A 22485-nucleotide genomic window follows, 5' to 3' on the forward strand; every position below is an offset into this window, starting at 1 on the left:
GCGCCTTGCGCGGGAACGATCATTCACGGCCCTACACCACAAGAGGTTCCATGCCCAACCGCCCGCCTCTCGACGCCATCACCGCCCGCTGGTTGCCGTGGGTCGTCGCCATCGCTTTCTTCATGCAGTCCCTCGACGGGACCATCCTCAACACCGCCCTGCCGGCCATGGCCCGGGATCTGGCCGAAGACCCGTTGCGCATGCAAGGCGTGGTCATCGCCTACATGCTCACCGTGGCGTTGCTGATTCCAGCCTCGGGCTGGATCGCCGACCGCTTCGGCACCAAGAAAATCTTTTTCGGCGCGATCCTGCTGTTCAGCATCGGCTCGTTGCTCTGCGCCCTGTCGAGCAGCCTGAGCATGCTGATCGGTGCCCGGGTGATTCAGGGCCTCGGCGGCGCACTGATGTTGCCGGTCGGACGGCTGGTGGTGCTGCGCGCCTACCCGCGTTCGGAACTGGTGCGGATCATGGGCTTCATCACAATTCCCGGCCTGCTCGGCCCGCTGATCGGCCCGACCATGGGCGGCTGGATGGTGCAATACCTGACGTGGCACTGGATCTTTTTGATCAACCTGCCGGTCGGTGTCATCGGTTGCTACGCGGTGTGGAAGTTCATCCCCGACCTGCGCGGCACCGAACGTACACGTTTCGATAGCCTGGGTTTCCTGCTGTTCGGCGCGGCGATGGTGCTGATCACCATCGCCATGGAAGGTCTTGGCGAACTGCACCTGCCGCACCTGCGGGTGATGCTGTTGCTGTTCGGCGGCATGGCGTGTCTGGCGGCGTACTGGCTGCGCGCCGGGCACATCGACAATCCGCTGTTCGCGCCATCGCTGTTCAAGACCCGCACCTTCGCGGTCGGCATCCTCGGCAACCTGTTCGCTCGCCTGGGCAGCGGCGCCCTGCCGTTTCTGGTGCCGTTGCTGCTGCAAGTGGCGCTGGGTTATTCGCCGTCCCAGGCCGGGATGAGCATGCTACCGCTGGCGGCTGCCGCGATGGTCGCCAAGTGGGGCGCGCGGCCGCTGATCGAACGCCTCGGCTATCGCATCGTGCTGACCGGCAACACACTGTTTCTGGGGATCATGCTGGCGAGCATGGGCCTGGTCAGCGAGCAGACGCCGTACTGGCTGCTGCTGTGCCTGCTGGCGATTCTCGGGGCGATCAACTCGCTGCAATTCACCGCGATGAACACCGTGACCCTGATCGACCTCGACGACGCCAGCGCCAGCAGCGGCAACAGCCTGCTGTCGGTGGTGGCGCAGTTGTCGCTGAGCCTCGGTGTGGCGTGCGCCGGTGCGCTGCTCGGCGGCTTTACGGCGGAGATCGGTAACGACGGTGTTGAGACCGTGTTGGGCGCGTTTCAGCTCACGTTCGTGACCGTTGGGATCATGGCGATGCTGGCCGCAACCATCTTCTCGCAGCTTTCCAAGAATGACGGACGGCGTGTCAGAGGTCCGGAACAGCACATCGAGTCTTAGTTTCCGGACGATAAGTGCCTACGCTCGACCATGCTGCGTTGAAAACAGGCTCGAAATGCTCATTGGCTAAAGCCAACTCCGCTTTCTCGCCTGTTTTCGCCTTGCCTGGCCTTCGCTCGGCGACTTCTCGTCCGGAAACTACGGGCTAATGGCCACTGGACTGGTACACTGCGCGACATTTTGTTTTGCAGGCCAGTCCCGTGACCACCATCGCCACCGCTTTTAATACTTTGCCGCTGTCCGCCGCCATGCTGGCTAACCTCGAATCGCTCGGTTATGCCCAGATGACGCCGATCCAGGCGCAGAGCTTGCCGGTGATCCTCAAGGGGATGGACCTGATCGCCCAGGCCAAGACCGGCAGCGGCAAGACCGCCGCGTTCGGCATCGGCCTGCTGAACCCGATCAATCCGCGCTACTTCGGCTGCCAGGCGCTGGTGATTTGCCCGACTCGCGAACTGGCCGACCAGGTCGCCAAGGAAATCCGTCGTCTGGCCCGCGCCGAAGACAACATCAAGGTCCTGACCCTGTGCGGCGGCGTGTCGTTCGGCCCGCAGATCGGCTCGCTGGAGCACGGCGCGCACATCATCGTCGGCACCCCGGGCCGCATCCAGCAGCACCTGCGCAAGGGTTCGCTGGTCCTCGACGGCCTCAACACACTGATCCTCGACGAAGCCGACCGCATGCTCGACATGGGTTTCTACGACGCCATCGAAGACATCATCGAGCAGACCCCGGCCCGTCGTCAGACCCTGCTGTTCTCCGCGACCTACCCGGTGGGCATCAAGCAACTGGCGTCGAAGTTCATGCGTGATCCGCAAACGGTGAAAGCCGAAGCGTTCCACGACGACACGCAGATCGAACAACGCTTCTACGAAATTTCCCCGGAAGAGCGCATGAGCGCGGTGACCAAGGTCCTGCACCACTTCCGTCCAGCTTCCACCGTGGCATTCTGCTTCACCAAGCAGCAAGTGCAGGAAACCGTCGATCACCTGACTTCCAAAGGCATTTCCGCCGTCGGCCTGCACGGCGATCTGGAACAGCGTGACCGCGATCAGGTATTGGCAATGTTCGCCAACCGCAGCACTTCGGTACTGGTTGCCACGGACGTCGCCGCCCGCGGCCTGGACATCGATGCACTGGACATGGTGATCAACGTCGAACTGGCCCGCGATTCGGAAATCCACATTCACCGCGTCGGCCGTACCGGTCGTGCCGGTGAGAAAGGCATCGCGGTCAGCCTGGTGGCGCCCTCCGAAGCGCACCGCGCACAAGCCATCGAACAACTGCAGAAAACCCCGCTGAACTGGGATCAGGTGGACAACCTGAAATCCCAGGGTGGTGCCCCGCTGCAACCGCCGATGAGCACGCTGTGCATCGGTGGCGGCCGTAAAGACAAGGTGCGCCCGGGCGACATTCTTGGCGCACTGACCGGCGATGCCGGCATCCCTGGCGCTCAGGTTGGCAAGATCGCGATCTTCGACTTCCAGTCCTATGTGGCGGTTGAGCGCACCGTGGTCATGCAGGCGCTGCAGCGTTTGAACAACGGCAAGATCAAGGGTCGTTCGCTGCGCGTACGCGTCCTCTGACCTGATCGTTACCGCGTCGAGGCGTCGAACCGTCCGCGCGGGAATGCATCCTGTGACGCTCCGCGTCACGATTTAAAAGCGGACGCAGAGCGTCCATGGCGGCATTCCCACGCAGAGCGTGGGAACGATCATTGTGTGAGGACACCGTTTTGCGCTCTACCGAAGTCGTGATCATTGGCGCTGGCGCCGCAGGGTTGATGTGTGCACTGACCGCCGCCGGGCGCGGGCGTCAGGTGCTGCTGCTCGACCACGCGAACAAGGCCGGCAAGAAAATCCTGATGTCCGGCGGTGGGCGCTGCAACTTCACCAACATGTATACCGAGCCGAGCAATTTCCTCTCGCAGAATTCGCACTTCTGCAAATCCGCGCTGGCCCGCTACACCCAGTGGGATTTCATCGGCATGGTCGCCAAACACGGCGTGCCGTATCACGAGAAAAAGCTCGGCCAGTTGTTCTGCGATAACAAATCCAGCGACATCCTCGGCATGCTGCTGGACGAGTGCGATCAGGTCGGCGTCAACCTGCACCTGGACACCTCGATCCAGACCATCGAGAAAGTCGAGGGCGGTTACTTGCTCGACACCACCCTCGGGCAGATCCAGTGCCAGTCGCTGGTGATCGCCACCGGCGGCCTGTCGATCCCGACGTTGGGTGCCACCGGTTTCGGTTATCAGGTCGCCAAGCAATTCGGCCACGACCTGCTGCCGACCCGCGCCGGGCTGGTGCCGTTCACCATCACCGATCAGCTCAAGGATTTGTGCACCGAACTGTCCGGCACCTCGGTGGATTGCCTGGTCAGCTGCAACGACCAGAGCTTTCGCGAGAACATCCTGTTCACTCACCGCGGCCTCAGCGGCCCGGCGATTCTGCAGATTTCCTCGTTCTGGGAATCCGGTGACACCGTCGAGATCAACCTGCTGCCCGATCACGACGCGGCGAGCTGGCTGCAACAGCAAACCGCCGAACGCCCGAACAGCGAACTGAAAACCCTGCTCGGTGAAATCTTCACCAAGAAGATGGCCAACCTGCTGGCGGACAACTGGTTCGTCTCCAAACCGATGAAGCAGTACACCCACGCCGAACTCGCGGACATCGCCGAGAAGCTCGGCAGCTGGAAAGTCGTCCCGGCCGGCACCGAAGGCTACCGCACCGCCGAAGTCACCCTCGGTGGCGTCGACACCCGCGAAGTCTCGTCCAAGACCATGGAATCGCTGAAAAGCCCGGGCCTCTATTTTGTTGGCGAAGTGCTGGATGTCACCGGGCATCTGGGCGGTTTCAACTTCCAGTGGGCCTGGGCATCGGGTTACGCGGCGGCGCAATACGTCTGATTCGAAGGCCGGGCGGAACACTTTTTGCTGTCAGATGTGATCGGCGCCATTGCGTCGGCGTCATTACTGGCTCAATTTAGCGGCATCGCCTCGGAAGGCCTTCGCACTTCATGTCCTCGACCTCGTTTCGTCAGTCTTTGCGGCGCCTGTGGGCGCTGGATAAATTCAGCTACAGCGTACGGGTGTTCATCGCCCTGACCGGCAGCATGGCGCTGTGCTGGTATCAGGATGAAATGGGGCTGCTGATCCCGCTGTTCCTCGGGATCATCGCCAGCGCCCTGGCCGAGACCGACGACAGTTGGCAGGGCCGCCTCAACGCACTGGCGGTGACGCTGGTGTGTTTCAGCGTCGCGGCGCTGTCGGTGGAATTGCTGTTCCCCTACCCCATCGTGTTCGTCATCGCTCTGGCACTGGCCAGTTTCGGCCTGACCATGCTCGGGGCGCTCGGTGAGCGATATGGCGCGATCGCTTCGGCGACCCTGATTCTTTCCGTCTACACCATGATCGGCGTCGACCAGCGCGGCGGCGCAGTCACAGATTTCTGGCACGAGCCGATGCTGCTGGTGGCCGGCGCCGCGTGGTACGGCTTGCTGTCGGTGCTGTGGCAGGCGATGTTTTCCAACCAGCCGGTGCAGCAGAGTCTGGCGCGGCTGTTCCGTGAACTGGGTTATTACCTGAAGCTGAAATCCTCGCTGTTCGAGCCGATCCGTCAGATGGACGTCGAAGCGCGGCGGCTGGAACTGGCTCAACAAAACGGCCGCGTCGTTGCGGCACTGAACAGCGCCAAGGAAATCATCCTGCATCGGGTCGGCAACGGTCGCCCCGGCTCGAAAGTCAGCCGTTACCTGAAGCTGTACTTCCTTGCCCAGGACATTCACGAACGCGCCAGTTCTTCGCACTATCCCTACAACGCGCTGGCCGAAGCGTTTTTCCACAGCGACGTGCTGTTCCGCTGCCAGCGTCTGCTGCGCCAGCAAGGCAAGGCGTGCCGGGCGCTGGCCGAATCGATCCAGATGCGCCAGCCGTTCATCTACGACGCGACATTCGCCGAAGCCCTGAGCGACCTGCACGCCTCCCTCGAGCATCTGCGTATCCAGAGCAACCCGGCCTGGCGCGGGCTGTTGCGTTCGTTGCGGGCACTGGCGGCCAACCTCGGCACGCTCGACCGTCTGCTCAGCGACGCGAGCAATCCGGATGCGCTGGCCGATGCCACCGACAGCAGCCTGCTCGACCGCTCGCCGCGTAACTTCAAGGACGTACTGGTTCGCCTGCGCACCCAACTGACACCGACGTCATTGCTGTTCCGCCACGCCCTGCGCCTGCCGCTGGCGTTGAGCATCGGTTACGGCATGGTGCATCTGATTCACCCGTCGCAAGGCTACTGGATCATCCTCACCACGCTGTTCGTCTGCCAGCCGAACTACGGCGCCACCCGGCGCAAACTCGGCCAGCGGATTCTCGGCACCGCCATCGGCCTGACCATCGCCTGGGCGCTGTTCGATCTGTTCCCGAGCCCGCTGGTGCAGTCGTGCTTCGCCATCGCCGCCGGTGTGGTGTTCTTTACCAACCGCACCACCCGCTACACCGTGGCGACCGCCGCGATCACGATCATGGTGCTGTTCTGCTTCAACCAGGTCGGTGACGGTTACGGGCTGTTTGTGCCGCGCCTGCTCGATACCTTGCTCGGCAGTCTGATCGCAGGCCTGACGGTGATCCTGTTCCTGCCGGACTGGCAGGGTCGGCGCCTGAACAAAGTGCTGGCCAACACCCTGACCTGCAACAGCATCTACCTGCGCCAGATCATGCAGCAATACGCCGCCGGCAAGAGCGACGACCTCGCTTACCGCCTCGCCCGCCGCAACGCGCACAACGCCGACGCGGCGCTGTCGACCACACTGGCAAACATGCTGATGGAGCCGGGGCATTTCCGGAAAGAGGCCGACGTTGGCTTCCGCTTCCTGGTGCTGTCGCACACCCTGCTCAGTTATCTGTCAGGCCTTGGTGCGCACCGGGAAACCCAGCTGCCGGCCGAGGTGCGTGAGCATCTGATCGATGGCGCCGGGGTGAAACTGGCCACCAGCATCGATGAAATTGCCCAGGGACTGGCCAGCAAACAGCCGATTGCGATTCAGAGCGATGAAGAAGAGGCGCTGGCCAATGAGCTAGAGCAAATGGCTGACGAGATCGATGAAGGCCAGCGACTGGTGCAGACGCAACTGGCGCTGATCTGCCGCCAGCTGGGCCCGTTGCGGACGCTGGCGGCGCACTTGATCAAGGACACCGGCGAGGCTTGAGCCGCCTCACATGCCATGCTGCCTGAGCAACTTGTCATAGCTGCCGTCGGCCTTCATCGCCGCAATCGCCTTGTCGAACCCGGCCACGATCTGTTCGTGCTCCGGGTTCTTCAGGCTGACCAGAATGTGCAGGCTGTTCTCGCTCAACGGCTTGGGCAGGAACTCCACGGCGTTGCGCACTTTCGGTGATTCACGGGCCAGGTAATAGCGGGCGACGAATTCGTCTTCCAGGGTCAGCTTGACCCGATCCGCTGCCAGCATGCGCACAGCCATCGCGAAGTTATGTACAGGGACTTTCTGCAACGCAGTGTCGGCATCGAACGGCGCGGAATAGGCGTAGCCGCGCACCACCGCAATCGGATAGGTGTGCAGTTCCTGCAAGTTGTTGTATTCGATGGGCGTGTCTTTGCGCTTGAGAAAACGCACACGGTTGAGCAGGTATTCGTCGGAAAACTGCCCCAGCTTCGTGCGCTCGTCGTTGTACCAGGCGTTGACCAGCACGTCGTAACGCCCCTCGCCAACCCCGAGCAGCGCCCGCGCCCACGGCACCTGTTCGTAATCGCTGGCATAACCTGCCCGGGCCAGAGCCGTGCTGACAATGTCCGTGGCCAGTCCACCGTTGACCAGCGTGTCATCGGTAAACGGCGGCCAGACGTCGAAGACCAGACGCAATTTCTCCGCTGCAGCGCTTTGACCCAGCAACAGCAATCCGATCAAAGCAATAGCTCGATGCAATCGCGGCATGCTTGAAAATCCTTAGCGGGCGGGCCGCCCGGCGTGTTTTCAGTCAAAACCCCAAGGCCCCGTACCGGCGAATCCCAGGCCCTAACATTAGCTCATTGAAGCCGTTGCACAGCGCTTCTCTGCAGATTACACAAAGAAGTCGGCGGCGCGAGAAAGGAATGATGGCATTTTGGCCTTCGTCACAGATTATTGCGCCATACAGACATATTTCGACGGTGCGCTTAGTATCGGGCGACGTTGTTCAAGGAATCGGAAGATGACAATCGAGTGGATCTGCAAACATCACAGCGATCTGGGACTGGAGCAGCTGTACGCCATTTTGAAATTGCGCTCGGAAGTGTTCGTGGTCGAACAGCGCTGCGCCTACCTGGACCCGGACGGTCAGGATCTGGATGGCGATACCTGCCACTTGATGGGCTGGGACGGTGATCAACTGGTGGCGTACCTGCGCCTGCTGGACCCGGAATCCCAGGGCGGCGACGTGGTGATCGGCCGCGTACTGACGGCACCGGCCGGACGTGGCAAAGGGCTAGGGCATGAAATGATGGAGCAGGCGCTGAAACAGGCCGAGAAGCGCTGGCCCGAGGTGCCGATCTATCTGTCGGCCCAGGCGCATTTGCAGGGGTATTACGGGCGGTACGGGTTTGTGGTGGCGGGTGAGGAATATCTTGAGGATGACATTCCACACATTGGCATGCGCAGGTCTTGAGATTCCCCCTTCGCGGGCTTGCCCGCGAAGGAACTGCATTGGTCAGGGATACTCGAGAACAGCCTTGATCTGCCGCAAATTCCGCTCGATCCACCCCCGATCAATCGCCCCCCACTCGCGAATCCGATAGCGCCCCGCATGATTGCGCGCGCCCTCTTCCTGTTCGAATTCGCAGACGATATCCAGATCCGCCAGCGCCGCGATGGTGTCCTGCGCCGTGCGCCGGGGCATGCCGGTGACTTCGGTCAGCGCCGGCACGCTGCTGGCCAGGCCGCTGTCGATCAGGTACGCCACGTACAAGCGCCGGTAGAAACTGCTCTTGGTCTTGCTCACGTCCATGCATGCACTCCGCTGTTTGATTTTTTATTGCATGTCTCGCCAGGTCAGATAGACCCGCAGGTCGAACTCGATCTGGTGATAGCCCGGCAGCATGTGATCACACAATTTGTAGAACGCCTTGTTGTGATCCGATTCCTTGAAGTGCGCCAGCTCGTGCACCACGATCATCTTCAGAAACTCCGGCGCGGCCTCCTTGAACAGCGAGGCGATGCGAATCTCTTTCTTGGCCTTGAGCTTGCCGCCCTGCACTCGAGAGACCGTGGTGTGCAGACCGAGGGCGCGGTGGGTCAGGTCGAGGCGGTTGTCGAACAGCACCTTGTCGATGGCCGGGGCGTTGCGCAGGAATTCCTGTTTCAAATCGAGCGCGTAGCCGTACAACGCCTTGTCGCTCTGCACATCGTGGCGGCCCGGATAGCGTTGGCTCAGGTAATCACCGAGGCGATCTTCGGCAATCAATTGGCGCACCTGATCCTGCAATTGCGCGGGATAGGCCTGGAGGTATTTCAACGCAGTCATGGGGCGGCACGGGTCATGAAAAGGCCGCCAGTGTAACGAATTCAACTGGCCAACGCGCTCCAGTCGAACGGCTCGGCAAAGCGCGTGGCGTCCTCGGCGACCAACGGCCGCGCCACCAGGAACCCTTGCACGTACTCGCAACCATGGGCTTGCAGCCATTGGTATTGCTCGACGGTTTCCACGCCTTCGGCAATCACCAGCAAGCCGTATTCCTTGCACAGCTCGATGACGCTGCGCACCAGCGAAGCGTCCCGCGATGAGTCCGGCAATCGGGCGATCAGGTGGCGATCGAGTTTGAGGGTATCCAGTTCCAGGTCGCGCAGATGCGACAACGAACAGGACCCGGAACCGAAATCATCCAGCGCCACCCGCACCCCGAGATTGCGCAGCAACCGCAGCTGTTTGCGCGTTTCATCGGGATTGACCGTCAGCGCCTCCTCGGTGACTTCCACTTCCATCTGATGCGGCTGCAAACCATGGCGCTCCAGCACCTGGCGCAATTCGGTTACCAGATTCGGCAAACCGAACTGGGTATTGCTCAGACTCACGCCGAGCACCAGATCCTTGGAAAACTCGGACTCCCAGGCCTTACGCTGCCCGGCGCCGCGATGATAGATCCAACTGCCGAGCCGGCTGATCAGCGTCGCCTCCTCCAGCAACGGCAGGAACAACCCCGGCGGCACGTCGCCGACGCTCGGATGCTGCCAGCGCAGCAACGCCTCGAAACCGCGAATCCTGCCGTCACCGATCGCCACCTGCGGCTGATACACCAGATTGAAATCACGGTTCTCGATGGCGTTGCGCACGCTCTCTTCCAGCATCAGCCGTGAGCGCGCGCGGCCGTTCATTTCATGATCGTAGAAGCGATATTGCTGACGCCCGGCGCGCTTGGCTTCGTACATGGCAATGTCCGAGGCGCGCATCAAACCGTCGAGGTTGTTGCCGCAATCCGGGTACGTCGCGATGCCGATGCTGGCGCCGAGGGCGATGTCCATGCCTTCGATCTGCTGACAGATCGACACTCGTTCGATGAGCTTCTCGGCGATCTTTGCTGCCTGTTCGGGGAATTCCAGATCCAGCAGCGCGGTGAACTCGTCACCGCCCATCCGCGCCAGAATGTCGAACGGTCGCAGGCAGGCTTTCAGTTGCTCGGAGACCCAGCGCAGCACCCGATCCCCGGCATCATGGCCGAGGGAGTCATTGACCCGTTTGAAGCCGTCGAGATCGAGGTACATCAACACCCAACTGCTGTCCGTGCGCTCGCCGCGCAGCAGCAGGTTCTCAACCGTCTGGTAGAAACCGCGACGATTAAGCAGTCCGGTCAACGGATCGGTGACTGCCTGAAATTCCAACTGCTGATGCAGATGGCGCACCACCGACATGTCCAGCACCGTCACCACCATCGCGTGTTGCTCGCTCGGCAACGGCGCGCAGGAGAGTGCCACCGGCACCTGCTGACCCGGTGCGGTACGCAGCAACGCATCGTGTAATCGCAGCGTCTCGCCACGTTTGTAACTGGCATAAAACTCGGAATCGGCCCACAGCGGAATGTGCGGTTTCTGCAAGTAATCGAGAAACTCCTGCCCCTCCAACTCCTTCACCGGGGCATTCAGCAACCGCGAAATCGCCGGGTTGGCGAAGCGGATCAAACCATCCTCGGCCAGCACCAAAATCCCTTCGGCCGCGTTATCCAGCACCGACGCATTGAAGGCCCGCGCCGACTCCAGATCCTGACTCAAGCGCTGCAACGCCCGGCGATTGCGCTGGTGCTCCAGCAACGCCTGGACTTTCGGTTTGAGAATCTGTGGATCGAAGGGTTTGAACAAGTAATCCACCGCGCCACTGGCATAGCCCTTGATCACGGCGTCCTGGGACTGCTCGTTGGCGGTGAGGAAAATGATTGGCGTCAGCCGCGTTCGCTGGCTGCCACGCATCAGACGCGCGACCTCGAAACCGTCCATGCCCGGCATCTGCACATCCAGCAGCACCAGGTCGATGTCGTGTTCAAGCAACAGGCTGAGGGCTTCGAAACCGGAAGCCGCGGTCATCACCTGCCAGTCCTGGCGCTGCAACAACGCGCGCATGCTGATCAGATTTTCAGGGTAGTCATCAACGATCAAAAGGACTGAGCTGCCTTCACCTGGCGTGGGTTGCGCGCATTCCATGCTGCTTCTCTTGTCGGGACATCCAATCGGGACGCGGCCGGTTTCTCGTGAAAACCGTACAGTTACTGAGCCTTCACTCTAGTCCTGGATCCGAAAAAGCAGTAGCTGTCATCAGGCCATCATTTAACCAAACCGGTAAGAAGCCGACTAACGGTCATCGCTGGAGCCCCCGAAAACCGGGAAAGATGGCATTTCGACAGGATGTTGACGCCAATCATCCGCCAGACGGCCGTTAACAAAAAATCCCTCTACGCTTATAAAGGCCGCCCCCAAGAACCGCGAGCTAGAGCTTCTGGCACGCGCGTGCAGGAAAAATAGAGTGGAAGAACCGACATGATCGACCTCGCAACCTGGAACCTCAGCGTTCCCGTTGGCAGCCCGCCCTACACCGTCGAAACCTCCAAACTGGTGAACGGCTTCAAGGATCAGTACTTCCATTCCGACACCGGCACCCTGTTCTTCTGGTCCCCGGTGACCGGCTCGAAAACCGAAAACGCCATCTACCCGCGCACCGAACTGCGCGAAACCTACAGCAACGGAACATTGCGCAACTGGTACTACCCGGACGCCGACAACCTGCTGCGCGCGACCCTCTCGGTCAACAAGGTGCCCAGCTCGGGCAAGATCGTCATCGGCCAGATTCATGCGTATGAAAGTCAGAAACCGCTGGTGAAGCTTGAGTATCAGTACAAGACCAAGCTTGAGTCCGGCAACCTGGTGATCAAAGTGCGGATGCACCCTGATGATGACGAAGGCCGGGTGATTACCCTGGCGACCGGAATCAAACTGGATCGCGAGTTCAATTACCTGATTCACCTGAGTCCAGGTGGCGCGCTGGGCGTGAGTGCGGCCGGGTATCAGTGGGACTCGCAGATCAGCGCCACGTGGCGCAACAAGCCGCTGTATTTCAAGGCGGGTGTGTATGTGCAGGACAACACCGGTTACACCAGCGAGGGTGGGCAGGTCACGTTCAGCAAGCTGGATATCGATCACGATAAATAGCAGCCGCGTGACCGTTTAAGGCTTCTGTTTAAAGGCAGTCCGCGTAACGTCCCGAAGCCTACAACGGCTTGCGTCGCTGCCTACCGGTACGCCAGAATCCGCCGGCTTGTGCGCCTGGAGGGCCGTCGGTAACTTGATTCGGGTCACTGATTCGCAGTGATCGGGTTTAGTAGCCTGTGGTTTCAAGCTTGGTGCACAAGCATCTGTCAGTCAGGTATTTCAATACCTGTGCTCGATGGCGACTGTGCGCAGGGCACCCTCGGGTGCGCCGGCTTGCTCGAAACCCCGGTCTACTAACCTGCGTACAGTTGCCTCCACTTTGATTAGTAGCCAGAGCGGGGGCACTCCAAATCAGGTTTCGAGCAAATGATTAAATCAACGCCTCATCCGCCAGAAACAGATCTGGCCTCCCCCTACGATTCCCTCGACCCCAAAAAACTCAACGAAGCCGCCGAACGCGCCCTCGACCACTACCTCTGCCCCGGCGCCCGCATCATGGCCACGGTCAACGAACCCGACCGCATGTACTTCGCCAACCCCGCCTACAACACCGAGTCCCTGCTGGCCAACGCCAGCGAAACCCTCGGCTCCGCCACAGAAATGCTCCACAACTTCGCCGCGATCCTGTCGCCATCCCACCGCAAAACCGCGCTGGGCATTGCTCAAGTAGTGATGGTTGCGGAGCTGGCGGTTAACCAGGCGCTAGATCACGTCGAACCGAGCTAGGCGCGACTGCCCGACCAAAGGAACTCTAAATAGACCCGTCTTCCGACGGGTCTCCTGCGAGCCCTAGAATACATAATCCCGAAGTACAATTTTTACCGCTCTCGTACACTCAGGTGATCACATAAGTATTGAGAAAACTCACGGCAGTATTTCGAATTGGAAGCACCGTAATCTGTGGAAACGGAGAAGGTGGCGTTGGAGTTGCTCCACCATATTGAACGGCTTCTAAATCATACGTCCCCGGCGTGATACCACGAGCGAGCAATACATTCACACTTATTTCACCTCTAATGAATACTCCTTGCTGCCGCCGCAAAGACCAGAAGATAGAATAATCATCGAGTGTATATGTCAGAACAAGGACAGGAAAAGGAATGTTGACATCCACCAAATAGAACTCCAACACATCACCAACCCTAGTGCAATCTGGCAAGAGATACTCGACTTGAAAGTATTGCTGACCAACAGGCCCCGCATTCTGAGTTATTTTAGGCGCTACACTTCTCATCCTTGGCAAGGGATAAGCACTAAAGTCGAAAGCGACCATCATCAATACGCCGGGAGGCGACAATGGTGTATTCGGTGAAATTTGAGTAATGATCAATTTCAGCCCCCCTACTTAATTTTATTTTGGCTCTCAGCCACTCCTACAATCTATCGAGCACGCGCAGGATATACACCTGTAAGATTTCACAGTCCTTTATAACTATTCGCAATTGTTCGTTACTCAAACTTTGCAAATTCAGATAAAAATTTCAGCTCCAAGCTTGTATCAAATAGCACTGCAAAATTCCGGCTCAAAAAAAATCCGCCTCTCGGCGGATTTTTCATTCAATCAGCTAAACACCCAGTCTCAATTGACCTTGGCGTTCAACTCACCCTTCAGATAACGCTGATACATGCTTTCCAGCGAGATCGGCTTGATCTTCGAAGCGTTGCCGGCAGTGCCAAAAGCTTCGTAACGAGCGATACATACATCGCGCATTGCCTTCACGGTTTCGCCGAAGAATTTACGCGGGTCGAACTCGCTCGGGTTGGTGGCCATCAGGCGACGCATGGCGCCGGTGGATGCCAGACGCAGGTCGGTGTCGATGTTGACCTTGCGCACGCCGTGCTTGATGCCTTCGACGATTTCTTCAACCGGTACGCCGTAGGTTTCTTTGATGTCGCCGCCGTACTGGTTGATGATCGCCAGCCACTCTTGTGGCACCGACGAGGAACCGTGCATCACCAGGTGGGTGTTCGGGATGCGTTTGTGGATTTCCTTGATGCGGTCGATCGCCAGCACGTCACCGGTAGGTGGCTTGGTGAACTTGTAGGCGCCGTGGCTGGTGCCGATGGCGATAGCCAGGGCGTCGACCTGAGTCTTCTTGACGAAGTCAGCGGCTTCTTCCGGGTCAGTCAGCATCTGGCTGTGATCCAGAACGCCTTCGGCGCCGATGCCGTCTTCTTCACCGGCCATGCCGGTTTCCAGCGAACCCAGGCAGCCCAGCTCGCCTTCAACCGAAACGCCGCAGGCGTGAGCCATGGCGACGGTTTGTTGAGTAACGCGGACGTTGTATTCGTAGTCGGTCGGGGTCTTGCCGTCTTCGCCGAGGGAGCCATCCATCATTACCGAGCTGAAGCCCAGTTGAATGGAGCGCTGGCAGACGTCAGGGCTGGTGCCGTGGTCCTGGTGCATGCAGACCGGGATGTGCGGAAATTCTTCGATCGCGGCCAGGATCAGGTGACGCAGGAACGGCGCGCCAGCGTATTTGCGAGCGCCGGCCGAAGCCTGAACGATCACCGGGGAGTCAGTCTTGTCAGCGGCTTCCATGATGGCGCGCATCTGCTCAAGGTTGTTGACGTTGAAGGCTGGAACGCCGTAGCCGAATTCGGCTGCGTGGTCCAGCATCTGGCGCATGCTGATAAGTGCCATTGTGTGTGTCTCTCCCGGTTTGGGTCGTTAATCGTGCCAGCCTGCCGGAGCGGCGGCGGCTATTCAAGTGATTGCGGATCGGGGGTCGGCCCCGGCCCGGTGATTCGGTGCAGCAAATTCTGTTTTATTCGGCTTTGCAGCCCCGGCCGATCAGATCATTGGTAGCGACCCAGTAGACCAGGCCTTCATTACCTTTGATGTGAAACGCCAGCATGTCGTCGCTGTACAGCGCGCCCGAGGCGCCCGGCTCTTCTTTCAGGCGATAGACCTGATCGCCGCCGCCCAGTCGCACATCGACTGCCTTCTGGCCGGCGTCGGTGTAGCGCCACAGCACCTTGGCCTGGCTGTCGCAGGTCCAGGTGGTCCAGTTATCCACAGGGGCGGATGACTGGAACGGGTTCCACTGCGCGCAACCACCCAACAATCCCAATGCCGCAACGGCGATCAAGCCTTTCATCCGTGTTCCTCGACCGGCAGCACACGCCGCCGGCCCTGAGTTAAAGAGTCAGACCGGTCAAGGACAACCATGTTCCTTGGCCGGGGTTTGCGTCTCGTATTTGTCCAGGCCTTCCGGACCCGAGCGCTTGTTCAGCACCGGGTTGGTTTCGGCCTGCCAGTCGGCCTGGTAGCAGCCTTTCTGTGCCTCGCCGGGTGCCGGTTCCGGCGCAGCCTTCGGGTTACTCCCGCAGGCTGCCAATGTACCGGTCAGCAACAACAGCGCTAACGACTTGACCATCTGAACACTCCTTTGCCTGGCCAAACGGGCGGCCTCAGGCCTTGGCCCGGCTTTCCAGGACTTCAACGGCCGGCAGCACCTTGCCTTCGACGAATTCGAGGAACGCGCCACCGCCGGTGGAAATGTAGGAGATCTTTTCCGCCACGCCATATTTATCGATGGCCGCCAGGGTGTCGCCACCACCGGCAATCGAGAACGCCGCGCTGTCGGCGATGGCCTGGGCCAGCACTTTGGTGCCGTTGCCGAACTGGTCGAATTCGAACACGCCGACCGGGCCGTTCCACAGGATGGTTTTCGACGACTTCAGCAGTTCGGCGAAGTTGGCGGCGGTCTGCGGACCGATGTCGAGGATCATGTCGTCGGCAGCAACGTCAGCGATCAGCTTCACAGTCGCTTCGGCGCTTTCAGCGAATTCCTTGGCAACCACAACGTCAACCGGCAGCGGCACACTGACCTTGGCGGCGATGGCGCGAGCGGTGTCCAGCAAGTCCGGCTCGTACAGCGACTTGCCGACCGGGTGACCGGCCGCAGCGAGGAAGGTGTTGGCGATGCCGCCGCCGACGATCAGTTGATCGCAGATCTGGCTCAGGCTGTTCAGCACGTCGAGTTTGGTCGACACCTTGGAACCGGCAACGATGGCCGCCATTGGTTTGGCCGGGGCGCCCAGGGCTTTGCCCAGTGCGTCGAGTTCAGCGGCCAGCAGCGGGCCGGCAGCGGCGACTTTGGCGAACTTGGCAACGCCGTGGGTCGAGCCTTCGGCGCGGTGAGCGGTGCCGAAAGCGTCCATCACGAACACGTCGCACAGGGCGGCGTATTGCTGGGCCAGTTCGTCGGCGTTCTTTTTCTCGCCCTTGTTGAAGCGCACGTTTTCGAACAGCACGATGTCGCCGGCCTTGACGTCAACGCCGCCCAGGTAGTCGGCCACCAGCGGCACTTCGCGGCCCAGGGCCTTGCTCAGGTAGTCGGCGACGGGCTTGAGGCTGTTCTCGGCGGAGAACTCGCCTTCGGTCGGACGACCCAGGTGCGAGCAGACCATCACGGCCGCGCCTTTTTCCAGGGCCAGCTTGATGGTCGGCAGCGAAGCCAGGATACGCGCATCGCTGGTGACAACACCGTCCTTGACTGGGACGTTGAGGTCTTCGCGGATCAATACGCGCTTACCTTGCAGATCGAGGTCGGACATCTTCAACACGGTCATGGGTCGCACTTCCTACGGTTTTTTTGAAGTCGCTGTTTGCAGATAGTGTTCTGCAACATCCAGCATTCGGTTGGCAAAACCCCATTCGTTGTCGAACCAGGCCAGGATGTTCACCAGCCGTGGGCCGGAAACGCGGGTCTGACTGGCATCGACGATGGCCGAATGTGGGTCATGGTTGAAATCACAGCTAGCATGGGGAAGCTCGGTGTAGGCCAGCAGACCTTTGAGCGGGCCGCTGGTGGCGGCGTCGCGCAGGATCCGGTTGACCTCGCCGGCGTCGGTGTCGCTCGCGGTCTGCATCGTGATGTCGAGGCAGGACACGTTGACCGTCGGCACGCGTACGGCTTTGGCCTGAATTCGCCCGGCAAGTTCCGGCAGCAGACGCTCGATACCGCGCGCCAGACCAGTGGACACCGGGATCACCGACTGGAACGCCGAACGGGTGCGGCGCAGGTCTTCGTGGTGATAGGCGTCGATCACCGGCTGATCGTTCATCGCCGAGTGAATCGTGGTGATCGACACGTAATCCAGGCCGACCGCCTGATCCAGCAGACGCAACAGCGGCACGCCGCAGTTGGTGGTGCAGGAGGCGTTGGACACCAGCAGCTCGTCACCGGTCAGACAATCCTGATTGACGCCGTAGACGATGGTGGCGTCGACATCCGCCTCGCTGGCCATCGGCTGCGAAAACAGCACCCGTGGCGCGCCGGCGTCGAGGAAACGCTGGCCGTCTTCGCGGGTGTGGTAGGCGCCGGAGCATTCGAGCACCAGATCGACGCCAAGCGACGCCCAATCGATGCCTTCGGGGGTGGCACTGCGCAGGACCTTCACGCAGTTGCCATTGATATGCAGACAATCGCCGTCGACCTTCACTTCACCGGGAAACCGGCCGTGGGTGGAGTCGAAGCGTGTCAGGTATTCGATGCTGGCCATGTCGGCCAGATCGTTGATCGCGACAATTTCAAACCCGGCCTTCTCGCCTCGCTCGAACAACGCACGCAAGACGCAACGACCAATCCGGCCGTAGCCGTTGAGTGCAACTTTGTAGGGACGCGGTTGAGGCATGGGGTTCTCGATAGTATTCGCTAACAACACAACCCTATGCAGGAGCTGCCGAAGGCTGCGTTCTTTTGATCCTGTTTTTAAGATCAAGATCAAAAGAACGCAGCCTTCGGCAGCGCCTACAGGGGAACGCGATGGCCAGGGCCACCGCATTCGTACTGCTTAGTCTTCCAGCAGCTCTTCAGCCTGACCCAGGATGTTTTCCAGGGTGAAGCCGAACTCTTCGAACAGGGCCGGAGCCGGAGCCGATTCGCCGTAGGTGGTCATGCCGATCACGCGACCTTCCAGACCCACGTACTTGAACCAGAAGTCGGCGTGGGCCGCTTCGATCGCGATACGCGCGCCAACCTGCAACGGCAGGACCGATTGCTTGTAGCTGGCGTCCTGAGCGTCGAACAGGCTGGTGCAAGGCATCGAAACAACACGCACCTTGCGGCCCTGCTCGGTCAGTTTGTCGAAGGCCTGAACGGCCAGGCCGACTTCCGAACCGGTGGCGATCAGGATCAGCTCAGGCTCGCCTGCGCAGTCCTTCAGCACGTAGCCACCACGGCTGATGTCGGCGATCTGGCCGGCATCACGGGTTTGGTGCTGCAGGTTCTGGCGCGAGAAGATCAGCGCCGACGGGCCGTCCTTGCGCTCCAGGGCGTTTTTCCAGGCCACGGCCGATTCAACGGCATCGGCTGGACGCCAGGTGTCGAGGTTCGGCGTGCTGCGCAGGCTGGTCAGTTGCTCGATCGGCTGGTGCGTCGGGCCGTCTTCGCCCAGACCGATGGAGTCGTGGGTGTAGACGTGGATCACACGCTGCTTCATCAGTGCGGACATGCGCACCGCGTTGCGGGCGTATTCCATGAACATCAGGAAGGTCGCGCCGTAAGGCACCAGGCCGCCGTGCAGGGCAACGCCGTTCATGATCGCGGTCATGCCGAATTCGCGCACGCCGTAGTACATGTAGTTGCCGCTGGCGTCTTCGGCGCTGACGCCTTTGCAGCCTTTCCACAGAGTCAGGTTGGAACCGGCCAGGTCAGCCGAACCGCCCAGCACTTCCGGCAGCAGCGGGCCGAACGCGTTCAGGGCATTCTGGCTGGCTTTACGGCTGGCGATGGTTTCGCCCTTGGCCGCGACTTCAGCGATGTAGGCCGAAGCCTTCTCGGAGAAATCAGCCGGCAGCTCGCCGCTCAGACGACGGATCAGTTCGTTGGCTTCGGTCGGGAACGCGGCGGAGTAGGCAGCGAAACGCTGGTCCCACTCGGACTCGACGGCGCGGCCCTTTTCCTTGGCATCCCACTCGGCGTAGATGTCGGCCGGGATTTCGAACGGACCGTGGTTCCAGTTCAGCGCCTGACGGGTCAGGGCGATTTCCGCGTCACCCAGCGGGGCGCCGTGGCAATCTTCCTTGCCCTGCTTGTTCGGCGAACCGAAACCGATGGTGGTCTTGCAGCAGATCAGGGTCGGCAGCGGGCTCTTGCGCGCGGTGTCGATGGCGGTCTTGATCTCTTCCGGATCGTGACCGTCGACGTTGCGGATCACCTGCCAGTTGTAGGCTTCGAAACGCTTCGGCGTGTCATCGGTGAACCAGCCTTCGACTTCGCCGTCGATGGAGATGCCGTTGTCATCGTAGAAGGCGATCAGCTTGCCCAGGCCCAGCGTACCGGCCAGGGAAGCGACTTCGTGGGAAATGCCTTCCATCATGCAGCCATCACCCAGGAACACGTAGGTGTGGTGGTCGACGATGTTGTGGCCAGGACGGTTGAATTGCGCGCCCAGTACCTTTTCAGCCAGGGCGAAGCCCACGGCGTTGGCCAGACCCTGACCCAGCGGGCCGGTGGTGGTTTCAACGCCCGGGGTGTAACCGAATTCCGGGTGGCCCGGGGTGCGGCTGTGCAATTGACGGAACTGTTTCAGGTCGTCGATCGACAGGTCGTAACCGGTCAGGTGCAGCAGCGAGTAGATCAACATCGAGCCGTGGCCGTTGGACAGCACGAAGCGGTCACGGTCAGCGAACGATGGATTGCTCGGGTTGTGCTTGAGGTAGTCGCGCCAAAGCACTTCGGCGATATCTGCCATACCCATAGGGGCACCGGGATGGCCGCTGTTGGCTTTTTGCACGGCATCCATGCTGAGGGCACGAATGGCGTTGGCACGCTCACGACGGCTAGGCATCGCTGATCTCCTGGGTTTGAATAGATTGAAACGGAAAAAAGGAGGGCATTTTCCCTCACCCGAGCGCCTCGGGGCAATGACAGATAGTCATCCGGAAGCGTTTTTCCCATGGATAACATCGGTTTCGGCTGGTGAAACCTTTCCGCTGTTCGTCTGTAGAGTTAACCGGTCAGTGAGAAGTGCAATTAAAAGCGCCATCCATCGAGCAATATCAAAACTTTTTGATATTGACCTTGCGGTGTTTTCCGGCCGTCTCTAGACTGCTGGCCCTATGAACTTACGCGTGCCTTCCATTCGCCATGACGATTGCGACGAGCTGGCGGCCCTGTGCAAGGCCGGCGGCGATCCGCTGCGGCTGAATGTATTGCGCGCCCTGGCCAACGATTCGTTCGGCGTTCTGGAACTGGCGCAGATCTTCGATATCGGCCAGTCCGGCATGAGCCATCACCTTAAAGTGTTGGCACAGGCGGATCTGGTGGCGACTCGCCGTGAAGGCAATGCGGTTTTCTATCGCCGCGCCCTGCCCCACACCGAGTTGCTGGGCGGCAAGTTGCACGCGGCGTTGTTAGAAGAAGTCGACAATCTGGCGCTGCCGGCCGACGTGGAAACGCGGATCGCACAGGTACACGGGCAGCGTGCTGCCAACAGCCAGGATTTTTTCGCACGGGTCGCAGAGAAATTCCGCGCCCAGCAGGATTTGATTGCCGGCCTGCCGCAGTACCGTGAAAGCGTGCTGGCCCTGCTCGACAAACTGAATTTCGATGGTGCAGCCTCGGCCATCGAAGTCGGCCCCGGTGATGGTGCTTTCCTGCCGGAACTGGCCCGTCGTTTCGGCACCGTAACCGCACTGGACAACAGCGCGGCGATGCTCGAACTGGCCCGCCAGGTATGTGAACGTGAAAAGCTGGCTAACGTCAGCCTGCAATTGGCCGATGCATTGAATGGCGTGAGCCTTCAGGCCGATTGCGTGGTGTTGAACATGGTGTTGCACCATTTCGCCGCGCCGGCCGAAGCGCTCAAGCACATGGCCAGCCTGCTGCAACCGGGCGGTAGCCTGCTCGTGACAGAGTTATGTAGCCACAACCAGAGTTGGGCCAGGGAGGCCTGCGGTGATCTGTGGTTGGGGTTTGAACAGGACGATCTGGCCCGTTGGGCCACCGCTGCGGGACTCGTTCCCGGGGACAGCCTCTATGTAGGCTTACGTAATGGTTTCCAGATTCAGGTCCGCCATTTTCAGCGACCGGCTGGCGACACTCACCATCGGTAAATTCAGGAAAACATCGAGATGAGCGAATACTCCCTCTTCACCTCCGAGTCCGTGTCCGAAGGGCATCCGGACAAAATCGCCGACCAGATTTCCGATGCGGTGCTGGACGCCATCATCACCCAGGACAAACACGCACGCGTTGCCGTGGAAACCCTGGTCAAGACTGGCGTGGCCATCGTTGCCGGTGAAGTGACCACCAGCGCCTGGGTCGATCTGGAAGAGATCGTGCGTAACGTGATTCTCGACATCGGCTACAACAGCTCCGACGTCGGCTTCGACGGCGCGACCTGCGGCGTGATGAACATCATCGGCAAGCAGTCCCCTGACATCAACCAGGGTGTTGACCGTGCCAAGCCTGAAGATCAGGGCGCCGGCGACCAGGGCCTGATGTTCGGCTACGCCAGCAACGAAACCGACGTGCTGATGCCAGCACCGATCACCTTCTCGCACCAGTTGGTTCAGCGCCAGGCCGAAGCCCGCAAATCGGGTCTGCTGCCGTGGCTGCGCCCGGACGCCAAGTCGCAAGTGACTTGCCGTTACGAAGGCGGCAAGGTTGTGGGTATCGACGCTGTTGTTCTGTCGACCCAGCACAACCCTGAAGTGTCGTACAAAGACCTGCGCGAAGGCGTGATGGAGCTGATCGTCAAGCACGTGCTGCCTGCCGAACTGCTGAGCAAGGACACCCAGTTCCACATCAACCCGACCGGCCAGTTCATCATTGGCGGCCCGGTAGGTGACTGCGGTCTGACCGGTCGCAAGATCATCGTCGACAGCTACGGCGGCATGGCCCGTCACGGCGGCGGCGCATTCTCCGGCAAGGATCCATCGAAGGTTGACCGTTCGGCCGCCTACGCTGGCCGTTATGTTGCCAAGAACATCGTGGCCGCCGGCCTGGCCGAGCGTTGCGAGATTCAGGTTTCCTACGCGATCGGTGTGGCCCAGCCTACTTCGATCTCGCTGAACACCTTCGGTACCGGCAAGATCAGCGATGACAAGATCATCAAACTGGTCCGCGAAGTGTTCGACCTGCGTCCATACGCAATCACCACCATGCTCGACCTGCTGCACCCGATGTACCAGGAAACCGCAGCCTACGGCCACTTCGGCCGCGCTCCGCAGACCAAGACCGTTGGCGAAGACACCTTCACCACGTTCACCTGGGAAAAAACCGACCGCGCCGACGCTCTGCGTTCTGCTGCCGGTCTGTAAGACTTCCCTGGCGGTACAAGAAGCCCCGCACGGTTCGCGCCGTGCGGG

At 60.5% G+C, this 22485-nt stretch carries 20 protein-coding genes; 9 read left to right on the forward strand and 11 right to left on the reverse strand.

Features of this window, described 5'->3' with window-relative positions:
• The first annotated feature begins 50 nt into the window (after positions 1-50).
• The 4 genes from mdtD to yccS all read left to right on the forward strand — a co-directional run bounded on the left by mdtD (position 51) and on the right by yccS (position 6686).
• Positions 51-1478, forward strand: coding sequence for a multidrug transporter subunit MdtD (mdtD, locus tag AC1RMX_RS00750; RefSeq protein ID WP_493070070.1), 1428 nt, complete (start codon positions 51-53; stop codon positions 1476-1478).
• A 200-nt stretch (positions 1479-1678) separates the two neighbouring features.
• Complete coding sequence (gene dbpA, locus AC1RMX_RS00755) at positions 1679-3064, forward strand: ATP-dependent RNA helicase DbpA (protein ID WP_096817735.1); 1386 nt, start codon at positions 1679-1681, stop codon at positions 3062-3064.
• A gap of 149 nt (positions 3065-3213) precedes the next feature.
• Entirely contained in the window at positions 3214-4392 is a 1179-nt protein-coding gene (locus tag AC1RMX_RS00760; protein ID WP_096817733.1) for a BaiN/RdsA family NAD(P)/FAD-dependent oxidoreductase, read from the forward strand.
• 110 nt (positions 4393-4502) lie between these two features.
• Positions 4503-6686, forward strand: a complete 2184-nt coding sequence (gene yccS / locus AC1RMX_RS00765; RefSeq protein WP_493070073.1) for a YccS family putative transporter — start codon at positions 4503-4505, stop codon at positions 6684-6686.
• A 6-nt stretch (positions 6687-6692) separates the two neighbouring features.
• Here yccS and AC1RMX_RS00770 read toward each other — a convergent pair whose 3' ends face one another.
• Positions 6693-7430: a substrate-binding periplasmic protein gene (locus AC1RMX_RS00770; RefSeq protein ID WP_102619732.1), complete on the reverse strand. Its 738-nt coding sequence runs from the start codon at positions 7428-7430 to the stop codon at positions 6693-6695.
• 256 nt (positions 7431-7686) lie between these two features.
• On the opposite strand from AC1RMX_RS00770, the gene AC1RMX_RS00775 reads away from it, so the two are divergent.
• Positions 7687-8139 (forward strand): GNAT family N-acetyltransferase, encoded by a 453-nt coding sequence (locus tag AC1RMX_RS00775; protein WP_493070076.1) that lies wholly within the window; start codon positions 7687-7689, stop codon positions 8137-8139.
• A gap of 42 nt (positions 8140-8181) precedes the next feature.
• Here the strand turns inward: AC1RMX_RS00775 and AC1RMX_RS00780 are convergent, their stop codons facing one another.
• The 3 genes from AC1RMX_RS00780 to AC1RMX_RS00790 are packed head-to-tail and all read right to left on the reverse strand — an operon-like array spanning position 8182 to position 11159.
• Entirely contained in the window at positions 8182-8478 is a 297-nt protein-coding gene (locus tag AC1RMX_RS00780) for a winged helix-turn-helix domain-containing protein (protein ID WP_007894945.1), read from the reverse strand.
• Positions 8479-8502: 24 nt separating this feature from the next.
• Positions 8503-8994: a YgjP-like metallopeptidase domain-containing protein gene (locus tag AC1RMX_RS00785; RefSeq protein WP_493065709.1), complete on the reverse strand. Its 492-nt coding sequence runs from the start codon at positions 8992-8994 to the stop codon at positions 8503-8505.
• A 41-nt stretch (positions 8995-9035) separates the two neighbouring features.
• Positions 9036-11159, reverse strand: a complete 2124-nt coding sequence (locus AC1RMX_RS00790) for a putative bifunctional diguanylate cyclase/phosphodiesterase (protein WP_096817724.1) — start codon at positions 11157-11159, stop codon at positions 9036-9038.
• 333 nt (positions 11160-11492) lie between these two features.
• Between AC1RMX_RS00790 and AC1RMX_RS00795 the strand changes: the two genes are divergently transcribed.
• Together AC1RMX_RS00795 and AC1RMX_RS00800 are read left to right on the forward strand one after the other, a co-directional pair.
• A complete protein-coding gene (locus AC1RMX_RS00795) occupies positions 11493-12161 on the forward strand; it encodes a polysaccharide lyase family 7 protein (RefSeq protein WP_102619730.1) in 669 nt (222 codons plus the stop codon).
• A gap of 366 nt (positions 12162-12527) precedes the next feature.
• A complete protein-coding gene (locus tag AC1RMX_RS00800) occupies positions 12528-12887 on the forward strand; it encodes a DUF6124 family protein (protein ID WP_493070079.1) in 360 nt (119 codons plus the stop codon).
• Positions 12888-12996: 109 nt separating this feature from the next.
• Here the strand turns inward: AC1RMX_RS00800 and AC1RMX_RS00805 are convergent, their stop codons facing one another.
• From AC1RMX_RS00805 to tkt, 7 genes are all read right to left on the reverse strand, one after another.
• Positions 12997-13491: a hypothetical protein gene (locus AC1RMX_RS00805; protein ID WP_493070081.1), complete on the reverse strand. Its 495-nt coding sequence runs from the start codon at positions 13489-13491 to the stop codon at positions 12997-12999.
• Between the two features lie 249 nt (positions 13492-13740).
• Positions 13741-14805 (reverse strand): class II fructose-bisphosphate aldolase, encoded by a 1065-nt coding sequence (gene fba, locus AC1RMX_RS00810; RefSeq protein WP_007959708.1) that lies wholly within the window; start codon positions 14803-14805, stop codon positions 13741-13743.
• Between the two features lie 124 nt (positions 14806-14929).
• Complete coding sequence (locus tag AC1RMX_RS00815; protein ID WP_114886030.1) at positions 14930-15262, reverse strand: MliC family protein; 333 nt, start codon at positions 15260-15262, stop codon at positions 14930-14932.
• Positions 15263-15319: 57 nt separating this feature from the next.
• Positions 15320-15541, reverse strand: coding sequence for a hypothetical protein (locus AC1RMX_RS00820; RefSeq protein ID WP_085688661.1), 222 nt, complete (start codon positions 15539-15541; stop codon positions 15320-15322).
• Positions 15542-15575: 34 nt separating this feature from the next.
• On the reverse strand, positions 15576-16739 hold the full coding sequence (locus tag AC1RMX_RS00825) for a phosphoglycerate kinase (RefSeq protein WP_102619725.1): 1164 nt from the start codon (positions 16737-16739) through the stop codon (positions 15576-15578).
• Between the two features lie 12 nt (positions 16740-16751).
• Positions 16752-17804, reverse strand: coding sequence for an erythrose-4-phosphate dehydrogenase (gene epd / locus AC1RMX_RS00830; RefSeq protein WP_096817715.1), 1053 nt, complete (start codon positions 17802-17804; stop codon positions 16752-16754).
• A 159-nt stretch (positions 17805-17963) separates the two neighbouring features.
• Positions 17964-19961 carry a transketolase gene (gene tkt / locus AC1RMX_RS00835; RefSeq protein WP_102619723.1) on the reverse strand — a complete coding sequence of 666 codons (1998 nt, stop codon included), beginning with the start codon at positions 19959-19961 and terminating at the stop codon, positions 17964-17966.
• Positions 19962-20232: 271 nt separating this feature from the next.
• Here tkt and AC1RMX_RS00840 point away from each other — a divergent pair, with 271 nt between their 5' ends.
• Both AC1RMX_RS00840 and metK read left to right on the forward strand, forming a co-directional pair.
• Positions 20233-21228, forward strand: a complete 996-nt coding sequence (locus AC1RMX_RS00840; RefSeq protein ID WP_096817712.1) for an ArsR/SmtB family transcription factor — start codon at positions 20233-20235, stop codon at positions 21226-21228.
• 18 nt (positions 21229-21246) lie between these two features.
• Positions 21247-22437 (forward strand): methionine adenosyltransferase, encoded by a 1191-nt coding sequence (gene metK, locus AC1RMX_RS00845; RefSeq protein ID WP_096817710.1) that lies wholly within the window; start codon positions 21247-21249, stop codon positions 22435-22437.
• Positions 22438-22485 lie beyond the last annotated feature (48 nt).

The organism is Pseudomonas sp. GW822-FHT03F04, assembly GCF_058801405.1.